Annotated in this window: 20 protein-coding genes and 1 pseudogene; 7 read left to right on the top strand and 14 right to left on the bottom strand. The window is 67.1% G+C overall.

The genetic code is table 11. From position 1 onward, the window contains the following. Positions 1-739: 739 nt before the first annotated feature. Positions 740-1,039, bottom strand: a complete 300-nt coding sequence (locus WKW82_RS28250) for a hypothetical protein (protein WP_340345930.1) — start codon at positions 1,037-1,039, stop codon at positions 740-742. Positions 1,040-2,232: 1,193 nt separating this feature from the next. Here WKW82_RS28250 and WKW82_RS28245 point away from each other — a divergent pair. Next, positions 2,233-3,237 carry an integron integrase gene (locus WKW82_RS28245; RefSeq protein ID WP_340345928.1) on the top strand — a complete coding sequence of 335 codons (1,005 nt, stop codon included), beginning with the start codon at positions 2,233-2,235 and terminating at the stop codon, positions 3,235-3,237. A 21-nt stretch (positions 3,238-3,258) separates the two neighbouring features. Here the strand turns inward: WKW82_RS28245 and WKW82_RS28240 are convergent, their stop codons facing one another. From WKW82_RS28240 to WKW82_RS28230, 3 genes are read right to left on the bottom strand one after another with little or no spacing between them, the layout of a single operon-like run. Then, complete coding sequence (locus WKW82_RS28240) at positions 3,259-4,488, bottom strand: beta-ketoacyl-[acyl-carrier-protein] synthase family protein (RefSeq protein ID WP_340345927.1); 1,230 nt, start codon at positions 4,486-4,488, stop codon at positions 3,259-3,261. After that, positions 4,485-4,724, bottom strand: a complete 240-nt coding sequence (locus tag WKW82_RS28235; RefSeq protein ID WP_340345925.1) for an acyl carrier protein — start codon at positions 4,722-4,724, stop codon at positions 4,485-4,487. Before WKW82_RS28235 ends, WKW82_RS28240 begins: the two co-directional genes overlap by 4 nt. Before the next feature lie 60 nt (positions 4,725-4,784). Beyond that, on the bottom strand, positions 4,785-5,486 hold the full coding sequence (locus tag WKW82_RS28230) for a phosphatase PAP2 family protein (protein WP_340345924.1): 702 nt from the start codon (positions 5,484-5,486) through the stop codon (positions 4,785-4,787). 209 nt (positions 5,487-5,695) lie between these two features. Between WKW82_RS28230 and WKW82_RS28225 the strand changes: the two genes are divergently transcribed. Then, positions 5,696-6,412, top strand: coding sequence for a hemerythrin domain-containing protein (locus WKW82_RS28225; protein ID WP_340345923.1), 717 nt, complete (start codon positions 5,696-5,698; stop codon positions 6,410-6,412). On the opposite strand, the gene WKW82_RS28220 is transcribed toward WKW82_RS28225, so the two are convergent. The 3 genes from WKW82_RS28220 to WKW82_RS28210 form a co-directional block, all read right to left on the bottom strand. Then, positions 6,413-7,774 (bottom strand): GAF domain-containing protein, encoded by a 1,362-nt coding sequence (locus WKW82_RS28220; RefSeq protein ID WP_340345922.1) that lies wholly within the window; start codon positions 7,772-7,774, stop codon positions 6,413-6,415. Positions 7,775-7,790: 16 nt separating this feature from the next. After that, positions 7,791-8,285: a hypothetical protein gene (locus WKW82_RS28215; RefSeq protein WP_340345920.1), complete on the bottom strand. Its 495-nt coding sequence runs from the start codon at positions 8,283-8,285 to the stop codon at positions 7,791-7,793. Positions 8,286-8,371: 86 nt separating this feature from the next. After that, positions 8,372-8,809 carry a universal stress protein gene (locus WKW82_RS28210; protein WP_340345919.1) on the bottom strand — a complete coding sequence of 146 codons (438 nt, stop codon included), beginning with the start codon at positions 8,807-8,809 and terminating at the stop codon, positions 8,372-8,374. A gap of 72 nt (positions 8,810-8,881) precedes the next feature. Here WKW82_RS28210 and WKW82_RS28205 point away from each other — a divergent pair, with 72 nt between their 5' ends. Then, complete coding sequence (locus WKW82_RS28205) at positions 8,882-9,892, top strand: pseudouridine synthase (RefSeq protein WP_340345918.1); 1,011 nt, start codon at positions 8,882-8,884, stop codon at positions 9,890-9,892. A gap of 559 nt (positions 9,893-10,451) precedes the next feature. Here WKW82_RS28205 and WKW82_RS28200 read toward each other — a convergent pair. Both WKW82_RS28200 and WKW82_RS28195 read right to left on the bottom strand, forming a co-directional pair. Continuing rightward, positions 10,452-10,700 (bottom strand): annotated as a pseudogene (locus WKW82_RS28200) (GNAT family N-acetyltransferase); the annotation flags it as partial. Between the two features lie 23 nt (positions 10,701-10,723). Then, positions 10,724-11,269: a Cd(II)/Pb(II)-responsive transcriptional regulator gene (locus WKW82_RS28195; protein ID WP_340345917.1), complete on the bottom strand. Its 546-nt coding sequence runs from the start codon at positions 11,267-11,269 to the stop codon at positions 10,724-10,726. 89 nt (positions 11,270-11,358) lie between these two features. Here WKW82_RS28195 and WKW82_RS28190 point away from each other — a divergent pair, with 89 nt between their 5' ends. Beyond that, positions 11,359-13,581 carry a heavy metal translocating P-type ATPase gene (locus WKW82_RS28190; RefSeq protein ID WP_422823609.1) on the top strand — a complete coding sequence of 741 codons (2,223 nt, stop codon included), beginning with the start codon at positions 11,359-11,361 and terminating at the stop codon, positions 13,579-13,581. Between the two features lie 379 nt (positions 13,582-13,960). Here the strand turns inward: WKW82_RS28190 and WKW82_RS28185 are convergent, their stop codons facing one another. Further along, on the bottom strand, positions 13,961-14,872 hold the full coding sequence (locus tag WKW82_RS28185) for a CoA transferase (protein ID WP_340345915.1): 912 nt from the start codon (positions 14,870-14,872) through the stop codon (positions 13,961-13,963). Positions 14,873-15,034: 162 nt separating this feature from the next. Between WKW82_RS28185 and WKW82_RS28180 the strand changes: the two genes are divergently transcribed. Then, positions 15,035-15,679, top strand: a complete 645-nt coding sequence (locus WKW82_RS28180) for an OmpA family protein (RefSeq protein WP_340345914.1) — start codon at positions 15,035-15,037, stop codon at positions 15,677-15,679. On the opposite strand, the gene WKW82_RS28175 is transcribed toward WKW82_RS28180, so the two are convergent. Both WKW82_RS28175 and WKW82_RS28170 read right to left on the bottom strand, forming a co-directional pair. Next, complete coding sequence (locus WKW82_RS28175; RefSeq protein ID WP_340345913.1) at positions 15,608-16,246, bottom strand: phosphatase PAP2 family protein; 639 nt, start codon at positions 16,244-16,246, stop codon at positions 15,608-15,610. The genes WKW82_RS28180 and WKW82_RS28175 overlap by 72 nt on opposite strands. Positions 16,247-16,409: 163 nt before the next feature. Further along, positions 16,410-17,603 carry an AraC family transcriptional regulator gene (locus WKW82_RS28170; RefSeq protein ID WP_340345912.1) on the bottom strand — a complete coding sequence of 398 codons (1,194 nt, stop codon included), beginning with the start codon at positions 17,601-17,603 and terminating at the stop codon, positions 16,410-16,412. 111 nt (positions 17,604-17,714) lie between these two features. On the opposite strand from WKW82_RS28170, the gene WKW82_RS28165 reads away from it, so the two are divergent. Then, positions 17,715-18,125, top strand: a complete 411-nt coding sequence (locus WKW82_RS28165) for a response regulator (protein WP_340345910.1) — start codon at positions 17,715-17,717, stop codon at positions 18,123-18,125. 83 nt (positions 18,126-18,208) lie between these two features. Here the strand turns inward: WKW82_RS28165 and WKW82_RS28160 are convergent, their stop codons facing one another. Next, entirely contained in the window at positions 18,209-18,691 is a 483-nt protein-coding gene (locus WKW82_RS28160; RefSeq protein WP_340345909.1) for a PaaI family thioesterase, read from the bottom strand. Then, positions 18,688-19,158, bottom strand: a complete 471-nt coding sequence (locus WKW82_RS28155; RefSeq protein WP_340345907.1) for a PaaI family thioesterase — start codon at positions 19,156-19,158, stop codon at positions 18,688-18,690. The genes WKW82_RS28160 and WKW82_RS28155 overlap by 4 nt, the downstream gene beginning before the upstream one ends. Before the next feature lie 100 nt (positions 19,159-19,258). Here WKW82_RS28155 and WKW82_RS28150 point away from each other — a divergent pair, with 100 nt between their 5' ends. Next, positions 19,259-20,014 (top strand): bestrophin-like domain, encoded by a 756-nt coding sequence (locus WKW82_RS28150; RefSeq protein ID WP_340345906.1) that lies wholly within the window; start codon positions 19,259-19,261, stop codon positions 20,012-20,014. The last annotated feature ends 2 nt before the right edge of the window (positions 20,015-20,016 follow it).

Raw genomic sequence — 20,016 nt, 5'->3', positions numbered from 1 at the left:
CGTGCACCGCCATCCTTGTCCAGTTCCATCGTCAACATCCTCAATGTGAAGACGTCGACCTTCCTTCATCAAGGATCCATTCGCAAGAACGGGGACGCTCGGACATTTACGGTGAGACGACGCCGTAGGCGGTCGGCTCGACCGGCGGGTTAGGCCCGAGGTAGGGTGCTCGGGCTTTCCGCCAAAGAGCCTACCCACCGCATACAGCAGCGCAAGAGTGGGGAGGCCGAGCAGGACGTATGCCGTGACCCAAGATAGGTGCTCCAGCATTGAGCCCAGTCCGACGAAATCTAGAAACGCGGCTTGGAGCGAGACCGGCAATTGCAGGAATACAAACTGGCCTTTTGGGTCGGCGCCATTTGAGAACGCCAGTGCGACACAAACGCAACTGGCCGCCAAGTAGATTGCACAAAAAGTAAGACCAACTTTGCTCATGGCTTAACGGACGAGGTGAGACGACGCCGTAGGCGGTCGGCTCGACCGCTGAGTTAGGCCCAAGGCCGATGAGCTGCACGGTACTCGCGTTGCGGGGGGCGTGGCAGTTTGAAAGCGCACAGTCCGCAAAGAGGGACGCGAAACACTCAGCACAGCACGAGCGACAAACCGCGAAGCGCGCACGACCTGCGCACGCTGAATGCGTGAGGCAGAACGGCAGGACTTGAACGCGGACATGGCCTGGCTGGAAATGCTTAACGGACGAGGTGAGACGACGCCGTAGGCGGTCGGCTCGACCGCTGAGTTAGGCGCGTTCTTCATAGGAAACCGAGTACTTCAAATCGGGTAGTTCGCGACAAAGCATTTCCAAGCCACGTTTGGCGGCAGCGTTGAAGCGCTTGAGTTCTTCGCTAGTCCATTGTTGGTCACTGTTGGCGGGTGATTCCCAGTCGAGAGACGTGTCGTACCAAGCGACCAAATGCTGGAGCCAGCGCTTTGTGTTTTCTGATAACGGCAGAGCCCAATGATCGATTGCATAGCCAAGTTCTTCGCGAGCGGCTTCGTTCGTGGACCATAGGCAAACACCGCTGCCGCTGTCGAACATAAGACGAAGCTCGTAAGTTGCCACTTTGTGCCCCGCGCTTAACGGACGAGGTGAGACGACGCCGTAGGCGGTCGGCTCGACCGCTGAGTTAGGCCCAAGGCCGATGAGCTACACGGTACTCGCGTTGCAGCGGACGCGATGTTTTGAAAGCGCGCCGGCCGCAAAGAGGGACGCGAACCACGCAGCACAGCACGAACGACAAACCGCGGAGCGCGCGTGACCTGTGCACGCTGGACGCGCGGGGCAGAACGGCAAGGCTTGAGTGCGGACATGACCTGGCTGGAAATGCTTAACGGACGAGGTGAGACGACGCCGTAGGCGGTCGGCTCGACCGCTGAGTTAGGCCCAGGGCCCGTGAGCCACACGGTACTCGCGTTGCGGCGGGCGCGGTGATTTGAAAGCGCGCCGGCCGCGGAGAAGGGCGCGAACAGCGCAGCACAGCGCGAGCAACAAACCGCGAAGCGCGCGCGACCTGCGCGCGCTGGATGCGTGACGCAGAACGGCAAGGGTTGAATGCGGACATGACCTGGCTGGAGATGCTTAACGGACAAGGTAAGCCGACGCCGTAGGCGGTCGGCTTGAGCGCCGAGTTAGGCCCAAAGCCGATGAGCTACACGGCACTTGCGTTGCGGCGGGCGCGACCGTTCCAACGTTCACTGGCCGCAGAGAGAGACGCGAAACACGCAGCACAGCACCAGCGACAGACCGCGGAGCGCGCGTGACCTGCGCACGCTGAACGCGTGATGCAAAACGACAGGACGTGAGCTTGGACATGGGCTGGCTGGAACTGCTTAACGGACAAGATAAGCCGACGCCGTAGGCGGTCGGCTTGAGCGCCGAGTTAGGCCCGCAGCCGATGAACCGCACGGTACGCGCGTTGCGGCGGGCGCGATGCTTCGGACGCTCGCCGCCGGCGAAGAGGGATGCGAACCACGCGGCACAAAACGAGCGACAAACCGCGAAGCGCGCGTGACCTGCGCACGCCGAACGCGTGGTGCAGAACGACAAGACGTGGGTGCGGACATGGCCTGGCTGGAAATGCTTAACTAAAAATGGATCGCAGCCATCCTACCCACCCCAGTCCCCCATTCCAACCCAACTCCGCACGATCCCCCCGCAAACCCGCGCCGCGCAACCATTCTTCACAGTACATCCAGTACAACTTTCGTTTAGGCAAACCTAAAATTTTCCGGATGGACATTCCTTCCGGATCGACAGCAGGCGTGGGGGCGCCACCACCGCCGCCGCGGTTGCTGCAGCAGTTGCGCGTGCACCTGCGGACCCGGCACTACAGCATTCGCACCGAAACCGCGTACGTCGACTGGGCGCGCCGCTTCATCCTGCATCACGGCAAGCGCCACCCTCGGGACATGGGCGCAATAGAGGTCGGGGCCTTCCTCTCTCACCTCGCGGTCGAGCGCAATGTCGCGGCTTCCACACAGAACCAGGCCAAGTCGGCCCTGCTGTATCTCTACAAGAACGTGCTCGGCGTCGACCTCCCATGGCTCGACGAAGTCGTCCAGGCCCGCACGCCCAAGCGCCTGCCGGTGGTGCTCACTCAGCGCGAGGTGCGCGATCTTCTGGCCGAACTCAACGGGCCGATGTGGCTCATGGTGAGCCTGCTCTACGGCACCGGCATGCGCCTGCTCGAATGCCTGCGCCTGCGCGTGAAGGACATCGACTTCGAGCGCCGCGAGATCATCGTGCGCGAGGGCAAGGGCAACAAGGACCGCGTCACCGTCCTGCCGGAGAACCTGCTCGGCCCCCTGCGCGACCAGTTGGCCCGTACCCGCCAGGTGCACAACAAGGATCTCGAGGCCGGCTTCGGCGACGTCTACCTGCCGTCCGCGCTCGCGGTCAAGTATCCGAAGGCGGGCAGGGCCTGGGGCTGGCAGTACGTCTTTCCGTCCGCCGCACGCGGCATCGATCCGCGCTCGGGCATCGAGCGGCGCCACCACGTCTTTCCTGAATCGGTGCAGCGCGCCGTGCGCGAAGCCGCGCGGCGCATCGATGCCGCCAAGCCCGTCACGCCCCACGTGTTGCGGCACTCCTTCGCCACCCACATGCTGCAGGCCGGCTACGACATCCGCACGGTGCAGGAACTGCTGGGCCACAGCGACGTGAGCACCACCATGATCTACACGCACGTGCTCAACAAGGGCGGCCGCGGCGTGCTCAGTCCGCTCGATGCACTCTGAAAATGAAGAAGAAGCGCCGCTTCAGGGCTTGGTGAACACCAGCACCGAGTTCGTCCCGCCAAAGGCGAACGAGTTGCTGATCGCCGCTTCCAGCCGCGGCGCGCTGCGGTCGGCTGCACGCACCAGGTTCAACCCGCCGCAGGCCGGCTCGACGGTGCTGCAGTTCGCATTCGGTGGCAACGCCTGGTTGTGCAGCGCCAGCACCGTCACCACGGCCTCCAGCGCCCCCGCCGCGCCGAGCAGGTGCCCGTGCAATGCCTTGGTCGAACTCACGCGCAGGTCGCCCAAGGCCTCGCCTTCACCCCACACCGACGCCAGCGCATCGCACTCCACCACGTCGCCGATGCGCGTGGCCGTGCCGTGTGCATTGCAATACCCGATGTCCGAAGGTTGCAGCCCGGCCTGCTTCAACGCCGCGCGAATGGCGCGCGCCTGTCCCGCCGCGTCGGGCTTGGTGAGGTGTGTGGCGTCGCAGCTCATGCCCCAGCCGGCCAGCGTCGCATAGCTGCGGGCGCCCCGGGCCCGTGCTCGCTCCGCCGATTCGAGCACGACGAAAGCCGCGCCTTCGCCCAGCGCAAAGCCGCTGCGATCGGCTGCAAAGGGCCGCACCGCCGAAGCCGCCTCGCCGGGCTGGAAGGTGGCGAGCGTCTGCATCGCCTGCCAGGCCAGCACCACGCCGGGCACGACCAGCGCCTCGCTGCCGCCGGCAATGGCCACATCGACCTCGCCCCGTTGCACCGCCTTGGCCGCTTCGGCGATCGCAATGGCGGACGAGGCGCAGGCCACGGAGTAGGTCAGCACCGGCCCCTGCACGCGTTGGCGCAGCGCGATGTGCGAGGCCGGCGCGTTGGGCATGAAAGCCGGAATGGTCAGCGGCGGCACGCGCCCGCCGCTGCGGTAGGCCGATTCGAGCGCAGTCGCGCCGCCCATGCCGCAGCCGACGAACACGCCGATGCGCTCAGGGTCCGGAGCGCTACCCTTGTCGCCGTCGGACAAGCCGGCATCGCGCATGGCCAGGTCGGCCGCGGCCACCGCCAACTGGCTGACCCGGTCGACGCCGGCCAACTGCAGCTTGGTGAACCAGCGCGTCTCGTCGAAGGCCACCGTGGCCGCGGCGGCGGGTTTGGGCAGATCCGGAAAGACGGGCTGCACCGCGGATTCACCGCGCATCAACGCGTCGAACAATCCCTGGGGGTCCGCGCCATGCGACGCCATCACACCCAGGCCGGTGACGTCGACCCGTGCGTTCACGACGGTTGCGCAGCCCTGACCTGGTCGACCAAGTCGGCCAGCTTGGCCAGCGTGTCGATGTCGGTGTCGTTGTCAGGCATCGTGATGCCGAACTTGTCCTCGATGGCGAAGACGAATTCGACCAGTGCCAGCGAATCGAATCCCTTGTCGCGCAAGGAGGTGTCCGGGTCGAGTGTGGAAGTGTCGATCCCGTACTTCTCGTGGATCAGTTCCTGCAGATCTTTCAGCGAACTCATGCCTGTATCGCGTGGCCACCGTGCGCGGCCTGTTAGTCATTGATGACGGATGATATCCGTTCAGGCTGTGAGGGCTTCCACTCGATAGGGGGTGGGCCGCCAATGCAGGGAGGGCAGCACGAAGGCCAGTCCCAGAAGCGCGCCGGCCAGGGCGTCGAGCGCCACGTGCTGCTTGACCGCCAGTGTCGAATAGACGATGGCCAGGAACCACAGCGCGTTGGCCAGCCTGAAGACGACCGGCGTGCGGACTCGCCGGAGCACATCGTCCAGCCGCACGGCGGTGAACATGGCCGCCGCCACATGCATCGAGGGGCAGGCGTTGCCCGCCGCGTCGACGCCCTGCAGCATGGCAAAGCCGGGGTAGCCGGAGACGTCGAAGGACAGCGGCGGCACCGCGGTCGGCCACAGGTAGAACAGCGTCAGTCCCGACAGGCTCAGCGCTCCCATCCAAAGGCCATAGACCAGCAGTTCGGCAAAGTTGCGCTGCAAGCCTGGCGCGACGCCCACATAGAGCCACAGTGAAAGGTACGCCCCCAGCCAGTGCGGGCCGAACGGGATCAGGTGGTCCAGCGCGGTCAGCGGCATCTCCGTGACCGGGTTGACCGGGTGGCGCAGCAGGTGGAAGTAGCCGATGAAGAAAATCCAGGTAAAGGCCGTGGTGCCGACCAGCTTCAGCCAGAACAGACTGCGAAAGCGCAGCCACATCTCGGCTTTCCAGGGCGATGGGGCGGCGGCGCTGAATGTGTCTGTCAAAGGGGTCATGGGCGGGGTCAGGACTGCCCGAGCATATGCCGAACGCGCGACATGAAGCTGACAGGGCGGGGCGCCACGCTTGTCCGTTTAAGAAATTCTGAGTAATCCCTTAGGCATTTCTTAGCAGCGCCGAAGCGCGCCGGTTCCTAGACTTTCCTTCAAGACTGGCGCATCCGGCACCCGTCGCCTCAACCACCTTGAATGAAGGACCGATCACCATGAAAAACGACCTCGACGAACTGCAACAAGTGGCGCAGGCCGCTGCCGCACAAGGACAGCGCGTCGACCTGTATGCGGGTATTCACAAGGGGCTGCGCGCGCTGATGGCCGACACGCTGCTGGCCGTGGGCCGCATGGATTGCGACGACGCGCTGGAGCTGGCGCAGACCACGCAGCGCGTGATGGAACTGCTCGACTTCTGCCGCTCGCACCTTGCGCACGAGAACAACTTCATCCATCCCGCCCTCGAGGCGCGTGCGCCGGGCGCGAGCGGGGTCATCGCGCATGAGCATGCGGAGCATGAGCGCGAGATCCGCCTGCTCGGGGACATGTGTTCGGCGCTGCTTCAATGCGCGCCGGAAGACAGGGCGCGCGCCGCCGCGACGCTGTACGCCCGTCTCTCGCTCTTCGTCTCGCACAACTACGAGCACATGTACATCGAGGAAACGGCGCACAACGCGGTGCTGTGGGCCCGCTACACGGATGCAGAGCTGATCGATATCCACAACGCGCTGGTGGCCTCGATCCCGCCGCAGGAAATGATGTTCGCCGTGCGTTGGATGGTGCCGTGGATCAACCCGGCCCAGCGCGCGGCGATGCTGGGCGACATGCAGGCCCATGCACCCGCGCCCGCGTTCGAGGCCGCGCTCGAACTGGTGCGCCCGCACCTGCGGGAGCAGGAATGGGCCAAGCTGATGAAGAGTCTGGGACTTTGATCAGCCCATCTCGACCATCTTCACCGGCCGATCCACACGCAACCGAAAGCGCCCGCGCCCGGTCTTCTCGATGCGGATGTGCGGGCTGTTCTCCACCAGCCGGCGCTGCAGCAGCACCAGGCGCGCCTCCAGGTTGTCGGTCACGTCGGGCAGGCCGATGCTGGTGTCGAGCCGCAGTTCTCGGTTGCTGAACTCGCTGCGGCCCAGGCCGGTGTGGTCGCGCAGCAGCTTCCACAGGATCGCACCGGCCACGCCCTTGATGAGGTACTGCCCGTCGATGAACACGCTGTCATTGGCGCGGTAGTGGCGCAGTTCCAGCGCGGGTTCGCCCGCCTGCGCGCGTGGCGGCGCGGCCTCCTGCGCTGGCGGCTCGCTCGCTGGCTCGGCCGCGTTCTGCAGCAATTCCAGCGCCGCGCCCAGTTGCCCGGCGATGGCGACCATCGCATCCTCGTCCTCATGGCCGAAACGCATGTCTTGCGGGCTTTCCACGAAGAGCACGCCCAGCAGGCGGCCGGTCGAGACGATCGGCACCGCCAACTGGCTGTGCGGCTCGGGCAGGCCGGGGTAGGGAATGTCGGTCTCGAGCGCCACGCCCGGCTCCAGCAATTGCATGCTGCTGCGCACCGCGTGGCTGTAGCTGGCCGCGTTGGTCATGTGGCTGATGCGCACCGGCGTGCACTCGCGCGCCGCGACGCCGATCACGCCGTGGCCCATCTCGATCTCCGAGCCCACGCCCGAGGTGGCATAACCCGCGCTGGCCACCGTGTAGAGCCGGTGCGCGCTGGCGTCCAGCATCAGCACCATCGCGTGCTGGACATCCATCTGGTCGTTCAGCGTGGCGAGCGTGGCCTGCAGCAATTCGTCGGTGCCGCTGCATCGCATGAGCCGCTCGGCCGAGCGGCGCAGCGCGCCCAGCAGGCCGATCGCGGGCGCCGGTGGCGCGGGCAGGGGGCAGCCGTCCACGCACTCGATGGACAGCACCTCGTAGATGTCGGAACCCAGGAGCTTGAACACGCCCGCCAGGCCGGTGTGCGAGGCGATGCCGGCCAGCTGCGCCCTCATGCTCTCGAAGGTCGGGCCGCTGGTTTCGGTGCGCAGGTAGTGCAGGTGCAGCCGGTAGAAGGCGGCGGTGCGCGGGTGCATGACCAGCGCCGACGCATACGGGTTGGCCAGGATGTTCTGGCGCGTCTTGTTGAAGAACTGGAAGGACAGCGCGACGTGGCGATCGTCCACATAGCAGACCTGCGACAGGTACGCGACGTTGGGCGTGCCGTCCTGCGCGCAGGTCGCCATCATCGACGGCACCACGCCTTCGAGGCAGCCGCGGATTGCGGACAGCTCGATGGTGGCGGTGGTCGTCATCGGGCGGGGCGGAAGTTCAGTTCGTCGCGGCCAATGCGCTGCCGGCACGCGGGCCGGGCGTCTGGTCGAAGGCGGCGGTCGGCGAGAAGGTGATCGCCACCAGATCGTCGATCCGGCAGGCCAGCATCGCGTCGACCACGCTGGTCGGATAGCCGATGGCGCAGATTTCCTCCTCCATCGCGAGCAGGTAGCGCCGCAGCAGGGCGGTGTCGCCCGCATCGGCGTTGCGCAGGTCGACCGCGCCCGCCTTCACCTGCAAGGTTCGGTGGCTGATCGGCGCGCTGAACACCGCGGCGATCTGCCCGGTGGACGCCACGTCGAGCAACAGTTGCCTGCCCTGGCTGCGCGCCACGAACACGGTGATGCGGGTGCCATCGATCGAGATGGAACTGCCCATGGCCCGCATCAGGCTCGGCCGCATGGCTGCGTCGCGCGATGCAACGACGGTCGACACGCCCTTGTTCACCATCTCGATGAACTCGGGCGTGAGCAGCGCGCAGGGCGGGGGCACGGCCACTCAAGCAAATGTGGCTTTGCCACTTTGCTTGACCCTTGGGGGTGGGAATGTCGAAGACATTTCCTGGGGGGTGGCGTGCTTCAATCCCCTGCGGCCTTCACCAGCAGCACCGGAATGCTGGACCCATGCACGACCGAATGCGAGACCGAGCCCACCAGCGCGCTGCGCAAATCACTCGCGCCGCGGGTCTGCATGATGATCATGTCGCAGCCGAAGCCCTCGGCCATGTCCACCAGCGTGTGGCCCGGATCGCCGTGGCCGACTTCGCTTTCGAACTCGAGGCCCGCATGCCGTAGCAGCGCTTCGGCCGAGGCCAGCAGGTGCGTGCCGGCGCTCGTGCTCACTTCCTCCAGCACCCCGATGTCGGGCGCGGACACCATCTCGTAGAGGTTGGCTGGCGCCTGCACGTTGGCCACCACGAAGCTCGCCTTCAGCCCTTCGTCCACGAGCCGGATCGCGTGCCGCACCGCGGCCAGTGCCTCGTCGGAGCCGTCAATGGGCAGAAGAATCTTCAACATCGCTTTCCCCGGGAGCTGTGGATGCACGAGGATACGACGCCCGTCGCGCGGCGTCACGCTAGAGTCGGCCCCATGTCCAACGTGCCCTCCACGCGCCCAGCAGCGCCATTGCCCACGCGTGATGGGGTCGGGCCGAGCGTGGTGGCGCTGCCGGAGGGCGACTGGCCGACGATGCTGGACTTCCTGGTGGAGCGCTTTCCGGCGATCGAACGCGACACTTGGCTGGAGCGCATCGCGGCGCGCACGGTCGTCGATGAGCGTGGCGAGCCTGTCACGCCCACGCGGCGCTACCAGCCGCGCCTGCGCCTTTTCTACTACCGGGCGCTGGGGCCCGAACCCGAGTTGCCGGAATACGAAACCGTGCTGCACCAGGACGCCGACCTTGTCGTCGTCGACAAGCCGCATTTCATGCCCGTCACGCCCTCCGGTCCTTACCTGCAGCAGAGCCTGCTGGTGCGCGTGAAGCGGGCGCTGGGCATCGACGCGCTGGTGCCGCTGCATCGCATCGACCGGGCCACCGCGGGACTCGTGCTCTTCTCCGCCAACCCGGCCACGCGCGGGCGCTACCAGACGCTGTTCATCGATCGTGCGATGCGCAAGGAATACGAGGCCATCGTGCACTGGCCGCCCGGCGCCGCGGTGCCCGCCATCTACCGGAGCCGCCTGCTGCCCGACGCGCATTTCATGCGCACGCAGGAGGTGCCCGGCGAGCCCAATTCCGAGACGCGCATCGAAGTGCTCGAAGTGCGCGGCCAGCATGCGCGCCTGCGCCTCTCACCGGTGACCGGGCGCAAGCACCAGTTGCGCGTGCATTGCGATGCGCTCGGCGTGCCGATCGTCAACGACGAGATCTACCCGGTGCTCAAGCCCTTCGGCCCCGACGACCTGGCGCGGCCGATGCGGTTGCTGGCGCGCAAGCTGGCCTTCGACGACCCGCTCACCGGCGCGGCGAGGGAATTCGTCAGTGCGCGCTCGCTCGATCGCTGGCCGCCTGCGGCCGCGACAGGAAGCGGCGGAGCGTCTGAGGATCGATCTGGTAGTGGCCATTGCGCCGGTGCGTCACGAAGCCCAGGCGCTGGTTGATCGTCAGGATCGGGCCGTTCGTCTCGGCATTGGAGGTGATGATCATCCGCGCCTGCGGGTAGCGTTCGTGCACGAGTTGGAGCATCGCGGCCTTCACGCTCTTGGCCAGGCCCTTGCCGCGCCATCTACGCGCCACCGCGGTCAGGGCCTGGTACACCCGGTCGCCGAAGCGCGCGTCCCAGTGGGCACTGCAGACGGCGGCCACCTCGTCACCATCGAGCAGCAGTACGACCAGGTGATCGCCGCCGGTCCGGTCGAGCTCCTCGTACCAACCAAGGTGCCCTTGCAACTCGAAGCGCAGCGGCGGCCCGGCGAGCGCGCCCCTGGGCATGTCGCCCGCCAACTGGCTGAACGGCCCCATCAGCTGCGCGAGGCGATCCGACGGCACCCGGCCGGCATGGATCTCCCATCGCAGGCCTGTTGCCTGCGAGGCGGCGGCGTCCTTCCACCGGGCCAGTTCGGGCCAGTCGAGGCCGGCAAGCGCCAACCGGTTCTCGAACATGCGAAGCTTTTCCGTCGCGCCGATGGCGCCGAGGAAGGCGTGCGCTTCGGGCAGGTGCACGCTCAGCGTCGCCGTCTGCTTCTGGTGCGCTTCCATGAAGCCCAGCAGGTGGCGCAGCAGGGCCGTGCCAACGCCGCGCCGGCGATGCGGATGCAGCACGCCGCCGCCGATGCTGAGGTGGGGCGCGAAGGTGTCGTAGTCGGCTGAGCCCTTCCGGCGCGATTCGAGGTAGAGGTTGCCGATGACCTCGTCACCCGCCCGCGCGATGAAGCGCCGCGTTTCGACGAGCGGCCATTGCCTGCGCACGAGGTGCTCGAAGTCGGCATCGCTCAGCACCGGTTCGCCGGGGGTGTCTTCGGCGGCGCGCAGTCGGCGGTAGCGGTGGTAGGCGGCCCACTGGTCGGGCGTTGCGGCATCGATGTCGAAGAAGGCGGTCGTTGTCGCTGTGCTCCTGTGGCGTGGCAGGCGCAGGCCTCGCCGTGGGCGGCGGAGACGAGTTCGTTGAGGATGCCGCAGTCGGCGGCCTCGTGTGGTTCGGTGCAGCGGCTGCGCAATTGCGTGAGTTGCGTCTCCAATGCGTGCAGGCTGGCCAGGCGGGCGCGGACCCGGACGATCTGGTCGTCGATCAATCGGTTGATGTCGCCGCAGTCGCCATCGGGCTTTGCGCTGAAGGCCAGCAGGCGCGCCACGTCGGCCAGCGGAATGTCCAGCGCCCGGCAATGCCGCACGAAGGACAGGCCCTCCAGGTGCTCCGGCCCGTAGGCGCGGTAGCCGTTGGGCTCGCGCGCGGGCGCGGGCAGCAGGCCCGTCTTCTCGTAGTAGCGGATGGTGTCGGTGTCGACGCCGGTGGCCCGGCTGAGTTCGCTGATTTTCATGACCTTGGCTCCGCATGGGTGCGAATCTGCATGCTACGCGCTTGACCTTGGAGCGACTCCAAGGTGTGAAATGCCCCCAGAAAGCGAACATGGCAAATCACACAGACACAGGTTGCGCGCACTCGGCTTGTTGCGCACCGGAACCGGACGCCTTGGCGCCAGCCGCCACGCTGGTCGCTGCGCCCGGCACCTTCCGCATCGCCACGATGGATTGCAGCATCGAGGAGTCGGAAATCCGCCGCGTGGTGGAGCCGATCGCGGGCATCCGCGGCTTGCATTTCCAGCTGGCCCGGCGGCTGCTGCGTATCGACGGCAGCGACGAGGCGCTGCCGCTGGCGCTGGCCGCGATCCGCAAGGCGGGCTTCGCGCCGGAGCCGGTCGTCGCAGGGCCGCACGCCGACGCCGCGGTGCAAGGTCACGGGCATGCGCACGATCACCCGCAGCAGGCCGCCGCTGGCAGCTCGATACACATGCGGCTTGCCGCCGCGCTCGTCCTCGCACTGGCGGCCGAATGCATTCACTACTTCGCCCCAGACACCACCGTTTGGCGCGCGGCCGGCATGGGCGTGGCGGCGGTGGCGATCTGGCTCGCCGGCATCGAGACCTATACCAAGGGCCTGCTGGCGCTGCGCCATGCCCGCCTCAACATCAATGCCCTGATGTCGGTCGCCGTGACCGGCGCCTTCGTCATCGGCCAGTGGCCGGAGGCGGCGATGGTGATGGCGCTCTATGCCATCGCGGAGCTGATCGAGGCGCGCGCCGTCGACAAGGCACGGCAGGCGATCCAGGGCCTGGTCGCGCTGGCGCCGGACGATGCCGAGGTCATGCGCAATGGCGCCTGGCAACGCGTGAAGGCCGCCGCCATCGACGTCGGCGCCATCGCGCGCGTCAAGCCGGGCGAGCGCGTCGCGCTCGACGGCACGGTGACCAAGGGCTACGGCAGCGTCGACCAAGCTTCGGTCACGGGCGAGGGCATGCCCGTCGACAAGGGGCCGGGCCTGCCGCTCTTCGCCGGCACCATCAACATCGACGGCGAACTGGAATACCGCGTGACGGCCGCGGCCACCGACACCACGCTGGCCCGCATCATCCATGCCGTCGAAGAGGCCCAAGGCAAGCGCGCGCCGACCCAGCGTTTCGTCGACCGCTTCGCCGCCATCTACACGCCGGCCATCTTCGCGATGGCGCTGGCCGTGGCGGTGCTGACGCCGCTGCTGCTGGGCTGGCCGTGGCTCGACGCGATCTACAAGGCGCTGGTGCTGCTGGTCATCGCCTGCCCCTGCGCGCTGGTGATCTCGACCCCGGTCAGCGTGGTCAGCGGGCTGGCGTCGGCGGCGCGGCGCGGCATCCTGATCAAGGGCGGCACCTATCTGGAGACGGCGCGGCTGATCAAGGCTGTGGCGCTGGACAAGACCGGCACGCTGACCGAAGGCAAGCCCCGGCTGGTCGAGGCGCGGGCCTGGGGCGGCGCGGACGAATCGCGGGCATGGCTGCTGGCCCGCAGCCTGGCGGTGCGCTCCGATCACCCGGTCTCGCGTGCCATCGCGGCGGGTCTCGACGCCGAGACGGTCGAGGTCGATGGGTTCAAGGCGCTGGTGGGGCGCGGCGTTGAGGGATCGGTGAGCGGACAGCGGCTGGTGCTGGGCAACCACCGGCTCATCCAGGAACGCCAGCAGTCCACGGTCGCGCTCGATGCCGAACTTGAAGCCCATGAGGCGCAAGGCCGCACCGTCACGCTGCTGTCCGACGAAAACGGCGTGCTGGCGCTGTTCGCTGTGGCCGACACGCTCAAGCCGGGCTCGGTGCAGGCCGTGGCGCAGCTGGCGCACATGGGCGTCGCGGCCGTCATGCTCACTGGCGACAACCCGGCCACCGCGCAGGCCGTTGCGCGCGAGGCCGGCATCGCCGATGCGCGCGGCGGCCTGTTGCCGCAGGACAAGCTGGCCGCCATCGGCGAGATGCAGAAGCGCTACGGCCCGACCGCCATGACCGGCGACGGCATCAACGACGCGCCGGCCCTCGCGCAGGCCGACATCGGCTTCGCGATGGGCGCCGCTGGCACCGACATCGCCGTGGAGACCGCCGACGTGGTCATCATGAACGACAACCTGGGCCGCATTGCCGACACCATCGCGCTCTCGCGCAGCACGCACGCCATCCTGTGGCAGAACATCGTGATCGCGCTGGCGATCAAGGCGGTGTTCTTCGTGCTTGCGGTGTTCGGCAGCGCGACGATGTGGATGGCGGTGTTCGCGGACATGGGCGCGAGCCTGCTGGTGGTGGGCAACGGCTTGCGCCTGATGAAAAAATAGAGTCGACCGAATGCGTGTGCGGCGCCGGGGCTGCCGCCAGAACCGGCTGCTCTTTGCGGGCCCCGTCCCAGCCTGCGATCGCCGCTTGGAGCCGCGGCCTTCAGCCCTTCCAGGCGGCGCACCCAGCGGCCCGGCAGGGGGCCCTGAACAAGCCGCACTTCACTCGTCCCGGGGTCATCGATGCCGATGTGCGGTGTCGGGCCGATCTGCCGAGTCGTATCAGTTTTCCATGACGCTGGTGCGTCTTCCGCGACGCATGAAACCGGGGCGAGCACAACGTTGCCTGTTCGTGGGCACCCGCGGAACCGGCTTTGCCGGGCCGCTGGGCGCGCCCCCTCGAGGGGGAGCGCCGCAGGCGCATTCGGGGGTGGGTTTCATTTCAGGCAGGTTCGTTCCGCAAGGCGTGCATCGGGATGTCATGCGCCAGCGCCAGAGCGTCGAGTTGATCGCAGCTCAGGGCCGCGACGAAGGCCGCGACTGCCGTATGCACGGATGAGCGAAACATGCCCTTGCCGCCTTCAGCGCCCAGGCCCGCCGCGACCGCCAGGCGCTGCGCGAAGTGCGGCTCCAACGCGGCGATGGCCACGCGGCCGTCGGCACACGGGTACACGCGATAACCTGCGTGCGCGCCGCCCAGCGCCGCGGACGGCAAGGTCAGGCCCCAGTGGCGCGGCAGCGCGAGGTAGCGCGCGGCTTCGGACAAAGCCACTTCGACACGGACCCCGGCGCCATCGGACGCGGCTGCGCGTTGCAGCAGTGCCTGCAGCACGGCCTCGCTGGCCATCAGCGAGCTGGCCATGTCGGCGTAGAGCGTCGCGGGCAGGTCGAGCCCGGTGATGAGCCCGTTTTCCGACAGGTAGGTCAGGTCGTGACCCGGCTCCTCGGCACGTTCAGCCGGTGCACTGACGATGGCGACCAGGCACAGGCGAGGATGGCGTGCGTGCAGCGCCTGCCATTCCATGCCGAGGCGGGCCAGGGCGGAAGGGCGGAACGCGGTGAGCACGACATCGGCCTGGGCCAACTCGGCATGCAGCGTCTGCTGGCCTTCGTCCGTTTTCAGGTCGGCCGCCACCTGCAGGATGCCTTCGTGCAGTTCCGCATAGACGCCTGGCGCGTACTGCCCCATCGGGTCCGAAGGGCGGCCTTGTGCGCCCGGTGGCTCCAGCTTGACGCAGGTGGCGCCCATTTGCTGGCAGCGCATCAGCGCCGCCGGGCCCGGCAGATTGAGGGCGAGGCTCAACACGCGCATGCCGTGGAGGGTGTTGGATTTCGTGAAGGATTTGGCAGTCATGAGGTGGATTTGCTGCTAGTTCCAAAGCATTAGTTGCTATGAAATTAATAGCAATAAACGGCGATGGGTGAACGATTACAGCATCTTTGCCACTGAATCACGCGTGATTCGGCTTGGCGTTTGTTCGAGTGACAATCAGTTTTATTCGTTTCAGGGAGTCGCGTGAAATCCATAGTCAGTGCCGCCAGTCACCCGATTGCCGGGTTTGTCTTCGTGTTCCTGCTCGTGGGCATCCAGCCGATATCGGCCGACACGCAGCACGAGGGGAGCGGGGTCGAACCGAGCCTTCAGGCGGCCCAGATGCTGATCGTGCGGGACTACGCTGGCTATGACGAAATCAGTCTTCCTTTGGACCCGCGGTCCGAATCCCGGGGTGTGCGTTCACCGTTATTCGAGGAGCCGCCGCAGCCCCGCCCACCGACGCCGGCCATCCTCAGTGTCCCGGAGTTGAGCAGCAGCCTCGACGCGAATGGCAAAGTGGTGGTCGCCGGCATCCGGTTCGACGCACGGAACGAACTTGACCCCTCCAGCAAGCCCGCGCTGGATCAGATCGGTGCGCTGTTGAAGCAGCGTCCCGCACTTCGGTTGCATGTCGTGGTGCACACGGACAACATCGGCGCCTTGGCCAGCAATCGCGAACTCAGCCAGCGGTACGCGCACGCGATCTGCGTCGCGCTCGTGGTCGATTACGGGATTGCGCGCAACCGCCTGACGGCCAATGGACTCGGCAGTCTCTCACCCCTGGTATCGAACCAGAGCGGGAGGGGTCGGGCCACGAACCGGCGCGTCGAACTGGTGGTCCAGTAGCGCCTCGGCCGGCCTGGCTTCGGGTGGAGGGCTCGGGCGGGTCGGCTGGATGTGCTGTCGCCATCGGCTGGCCAGTGCCGGGGCGGCGGCGAGCACGCTGCCGAGCAGCGCGCCAACTGCAACGTCGAGGGGGAAATGGACCCCGACATACACCCGTGCCCAGCCGGTGAGCAACGCCAGTCCTGCCAGGATCCAGCCGATCGCGCGCAACCGTGGCCGATACAGGAAGCACAACGCCACCGTGAACATCACGCTCGCGTGGGTGCTGGGCATCGAGCCGCGGGCGCTGTGCTCGATCCACATCGGGCTCAGCCCGATCATGAACGGCCTGGGTTGCTTCAGCACGTCTGCAAGCTCCCGCGCCAGCATGCTCGCCAACGCTGCCATCAGGCATGCCGCAAGGATGTAGTGTCGATCGGTGGGACGCAGCCAGACTGCGACGACGACCGCCCCGGCAGCAATCCAGGGCATGACTTCCACCACCTGCATGGCCAGCCAGAGGAGCGCGGCGTTGGGCGAGTGGCCAGCGCCGATCCAAAGAAAGAGTTGGTGGTTGAGCAGGTGCATGAAGGAGGTTGCCGTTCCGCCGCAGGGACTGGATGCTGCGCAGGGCGGCGGGCCGTTTGCATGTGCGCAAGCTATCACGCGTATATGAATTCCGAGTGAACGGGTCGTTCCGGCACTGCTCAAGTCGCATGCGCGGGCGAGCCGGGAATGCGCGCAAGCCCTGCTATGCAATCCCGGTCGAAGGTGCAGCCCACGGGCTCGCCGACGCGTGAGCGCCCTGCGGCAGCCGCGGCGGCGGATGCGCGGCGCCACTGCGGTAGACGTCGGGCGTCTGGCCGGTCCAGCGCTTGAAGGATCTGAAGAAGGAGTTGGGATCGACGAAGCCGAGCAGGTAGGCGATCTCGGTCAGGCTGGCGCGCCCGGCCGCCAGGTGGTGGCGCGCCATTTCCAGTCGCACGTCGTCCAGCAGCGCGGTGAACTGTGCGCCCTCCCGTGCCAGCCGCCGCTGCAGGGTGCGCTCGCTGACGCACAGCCTGCTGGCCACCTGTTCGACGGTCGGCAACTCGCCGCGCAGCATTTCGCGCAGCACGTCGCGCACGGCCTTCGTCATGTCGCGGGTCGCCCGGCTGGCCATGAGGTCGCGCTCGGCTGCATCGTCGAACAGCGCCGTGACCTGCGGGTTGGCGCTGACCAGCGGCAGGTCGAGGTCGGCGCGGCGGAACACGATGGCATCGTGCGGCTGCCCGAACAGCGCAGGGCAGGAGAAGACTTCCGCGTACCGGGCGTGATAGGGCGGGCGCTCGCCGCGCAGCGTCAGGCGCAGGGGCGTGATCGGCTGCTCGGTGAAGAAGCGGCCGAAGCTCAGGAGCGCGCCCATCTGGATGTCGATCCGGCAGCGGCTGTAAGGGCGTTCCGGCCCGCTGTAGTGCATGCGCACTTCCGCCTCGCGCGCGTGCTGGACAACTTCCAGGTCGCAGGCGGGCAGCAGCGCCGTGTAACGGGCGATCCGCGCCAGTGCCGCGCCGAAATTGGCGCTCGTCATGGCTGAAAAGCCGACCACACCAAAAAGTTCGGGCCGCATCTGCATGCCAAGTGCAAGGCCGGCCGTCGGATCAGCGAGGAGTTCGTAAGCGACGGTAAGGAAGCGGTCGGACTGCTCGTCGGTGAGCGGTCCCTTCAGGTCCTGGACCGTGAGGTCGGCAAGTGCCGCCGCTTCGGCCAGATTGATCCCTGCCTTCTGCAAGCCATGCAGCAGGTTTAATGGTAGAGGAGCGCAGGGCGCCACGACAAAGAAGCCTTGATCGGATAAGCCCGGCCACGAATCTCGGTCAAGCTTGGCGCGATAAGCGAGTGGATTGGCGGCTGCGGACAGTCTTGCTCCCTCCACAAAGCTTAATCTGGGTCTGCATGTAAACACAAGTATTACTTTCTGTATGACCCAAGCGCGATTTCACCGAGATCGAACCGGGCGTTCGCCGCCAAGCGGGTTCGGAGGCCGAGTTCGCCATGCCTGCGCGGAAGGGCGCCGATGCCGCGCGTCCTGATCGTCGAGGACAACGATGCGGACCGGGACGCGCTCTCGCGGCGCCTGGTGCGGCAGGGATTCGAGATCGCCGTGGCCATGGACGGCGCGGGGGCCATCGAACGCGCGCGCATGGAATCGCCCGACCTCATCTTGTTGGACTGGAGCCTGCCGGTGATCGAGAGCGGAGAGGCTGCGCGCCGGCTGAAGGCGGATCCCGGCACGCAATCGATCCCGATCATCGCGTTGACGGCCCAAGGCGCGGCTGATGAAGCCGAGCGCGCGCTCGACGCGGGCTGCAACGACGTCGACACCAAGCCGATCGACCTGCCGCGGCTGCTGTCCAAAATCAACCGCGCGCTTGGCCTGCCGGACCGCGTGAGGACACTGCACACCCCGCCGCGCGGAGGTGGGTGAGCGTGTCAGGAGCCCCCAGGGCCGGGCTGCGCGCCGGCCGCCCCCGCGGGGGGTTTGAGTCGAGATGGCAAAGCCACATCGACTCAGGAGGGCATCACGGAAGCGTCGGACGGCGAGTGCGCCACGTACACGTGTGCGCGGCCGAGCGCCACGGGCGCATCCGCACTGCGTTGCCAGCAGCGGATGCCGACGGCGGCGACGCGCCTGCCGACGCGGTGCATTTCGCATTGCGCATACAGGTCCGCCGGGCCCGCCGAGCTGAGGTAGTCGAGCGAGAAGTCCACCAGCTTGGGCGGCACCCGATTGCCCAGCGCGGCGCTGGTGGTGGTCAGCGCAGCGGCCTGCATGAAGGTGGCCAGCACACCGCCGTGGATCGCGGGCAGCGAGGGGTTGCCGACCAACCGCGCATCGAAGGGCAGGTGGAAGATCAACTCGCCGTCCTGCGCGCCGGGCGCCAGCCGGATGCCCAAGTGGCGGCAATAGGGCACGGCCTCCAAGGCCGCTGCGACCCGGTCGCGCATCGGCTGCGCGTCGTCGACGTCGTCGGCATCTGTCTCTCGCGTCATGACCTGGCTCCGCGTGGCGTGCTCGAGGAGAGCATGAAGGTGCCCATCACGGTGGCCACCAGCTTCGAGGCGGGCCCGGCCGTCAGCTCGCACCGGGTGAAGGCCACGGTGCGGGTCATGCGGTAGCACTCGGCTTCGGCGCGCAGGTCGGCATCCATCGTGGCTGGGGCAAGGTGGTCGATGCGCATGTCGAGCGTGGCGATGGGAACCATGCGCTCCAGGCCTCGCATCACCGCCAGGCCGCTGGCCGAATCGGCCAGGCTGAACAGCACGCCGGGAAAGAAGAAGGCGCCGCCGTTGTCGCCCGACAGATGGGGCTGCGGCGCGATGCGCATGCGGACCTTGCCGTCCGCGGACGCGTCTTCGATCTGCATGCCGATGTCGTGGCCGTGCGGTATGCGCCGGGCGAACAACTCGGCAAGGTCGCCGGGCTTGCCGGCAGTGCGCCGGGTCTCGTTCAATGTCATGCGTCTTGCGAGGCTGTTGTGAGCATCGGCCGATGATGGCATGACCCGCCCGACCCGGTATCGATGGCATAGTCAGCCCTTTCCCAGGGAACCACTGCCGATGCTGAACGAATTCGACCACCCCGTGCTGCTGTTTTTTCTCTCGGTGGCAGTGCTTTGGCTGTCGGCATGGTTTGGCCGCGCGGTGCTCCGGCGCAGGAGCCCGCCGGACGAGGACGCAACCCAGGACTTCAGCGTGGTCGTCGGCGCAGCGCTGGCGCTGGTCGGGCTGATCATCGGCTTCTCCTTCTCGATGGCGGTGGGCCGTTACGACCAACGCAAGAATCTCGAGGAAGCTGAGGCCAACGCCATCGGCACCGAGTACCTGCGGGCCGACCTGGTGCCGGCCGCCGATGGGGCCCGTATTCGCGCGTTGTTGAATACCTATGTCGACCAGCGCGTGCTGTTCTACACCACGCGTGACCGGGGCGAGCTCGCGTTGCTCAACGACCGGACGACGAAGCTGCAAGGCGAGTTGTGGGACGCGGTCAAGTCGCCTGCGCCGACGCCCATCGGCGCGCTGGTGGTGGCCGGCATGAACGACGTGCTCAATTCGCAGGGCTACACGCAGGCGGCCTGGTGGAACCGCATCCCAACGTCCGCGTGGGTCCTGATGTTCGCCATCGCGATCGGATGCAACGCGCTCGTCGGCTATGCCTTCCGTTCCTCCGGGAAACATCCGTTCCTGTTGCTGGTGCTGCCGGTGGTGTTGTCCCTGGCCATCCTGCTGATCGCGGACATCGACACGCCGCGCGCCGGCTTCATCCACGTCGTCCCGCAGAACTTGCTCAGCCTGAAGGCGACGATGCGGCCGTAGCT

The sequence above is a fragment of the Variovorax rhizosphaerae genome, from assembly GCF_037889975.1.
GTDB classification, from domain to species: domain Bacteria; phylum Pseudomonadota; class Gammaproteobacteria; order Burkholderiales; family Burkholderiaceae_C; genus Variovorax; species Variovorax rhizosphaerae.
The sequence above is the reverse complement of the archived record's forward strand: the minus strand, read 5'-3'. Positions and strand labels throughout refer to the sequence as shown.

Bases quoted from the DNA above. Each gene is read 5' to 3' on its own strand.
- WKW82_RS28220 (WP_340345922.1), bottom strand. From the start codon at position 7,774: ATGACGACCACCGCCACCATCGAGCTGTCCGCAATCCGCGGCTGCCTC.
- WKW82_RS28185 (WP_340345915.1), bottom strand. From the start codon at position 14,872: ATGACTGCCAAATCCTTCACGAAATCCAACACCCTCCACGGCATGCGC.
- WKW82_RS28195 (WP_340345917.1), bottom strand. From the start codon at position 11,269: ATGAAAATCAGCGAACTCAGCCGGGCCACCGGCGTCGACACCGACACC.
- WKW82_RS28235 (WP_340345925.1), bottom strand. From the start codon at position 4,724: ATGAGTTCGCTGAAAGATCTGCAGGAACTGATCCACGAGAAGTACGGG.
- WKW82_RS28245 (WP_340345928.1), top strand. From the start codon at position 2,233: ATGGACATTCCTTCCGGATCGACAGCAGGCGTGGGGGCGCCACCACCG.
- WKW82_RS28230 (WP_340345924.1), bottom strand. From the start codon at position 5,486: ATGACCCCTTTGACAGACACATTCAGCGCCGCCGCCCCATCGCCCTGG.
- WKW82_RS28160 (WP_340345909.1), bottom strand. From the start codon at position 18,691: ATGACGCGAGAGACAGATGCCGACGACGTCGACGACGCGCAGCCGATG.
- WKW82_RS28210 (WP_340345919.1), bottom strand. From the start codon at position 8,809: ATGTTGAAGATTCTTCTGCCCATTGACGGCTCCGACGAGGCACTGGCC.
- WKW82_RS28190 (WP_422823609.1), top strand. From the start codon at position 11,359: ATGGCAAATCACACAGACACAGGTTGCGCGCACTCGGCTTGTTGCGCA.
- WKW82_RS28150 (WP_340345906.1), top strand. From the start codon at position 19,259: ATGCTGAACGAATTCGACCACCCCGTGCTGCTGTTTTTTCTCTCGGTG.
- WKW82_RS28225 (WP_340345923.1), top strand. From the start codon at position 5,696: ATGAAAAACGACCTCGACGAACTGCAACAAGTGGCGCAGGCCGCTGCC.
- WKW82_RS28165 (WP_340345910.1), top strand. From the start codon at position 17,715: ATGCCGCGCGTCCTGATCGTCGAGGACAACGATGCGGACCGGGACGCG.
- WKW82_RS28155 (WP_340345907.1), bottom strand. From the start codon at position 19,158: ATGACATTGAACGAGACCCGGCGCACTGCCGGCAAGCCCGGCGACCTT.
- WKW82_RS28205 (WP_340345918.1), top strand. From the start codon at position 8,882: ATGTCCAACGTGCCCTCCACGCGCCCAGCAGCGCCATTGCCCACGCGT.
- WKW82_RS28250 (WP_340345930.1), bottom strand. From the start codon at position 1,039: ATGTTCGACAGCGGCAGCGGTGTTTGCCTATGGTCCACGAACGAAGCC.
- WKW82_RS28175 (WP_340345913.1), bottom strand. From the start codon at position 16,246: ATGCACCTGCTCAACCACCAACTCTTTCTTTGGATCGGCGCTGGCCAC.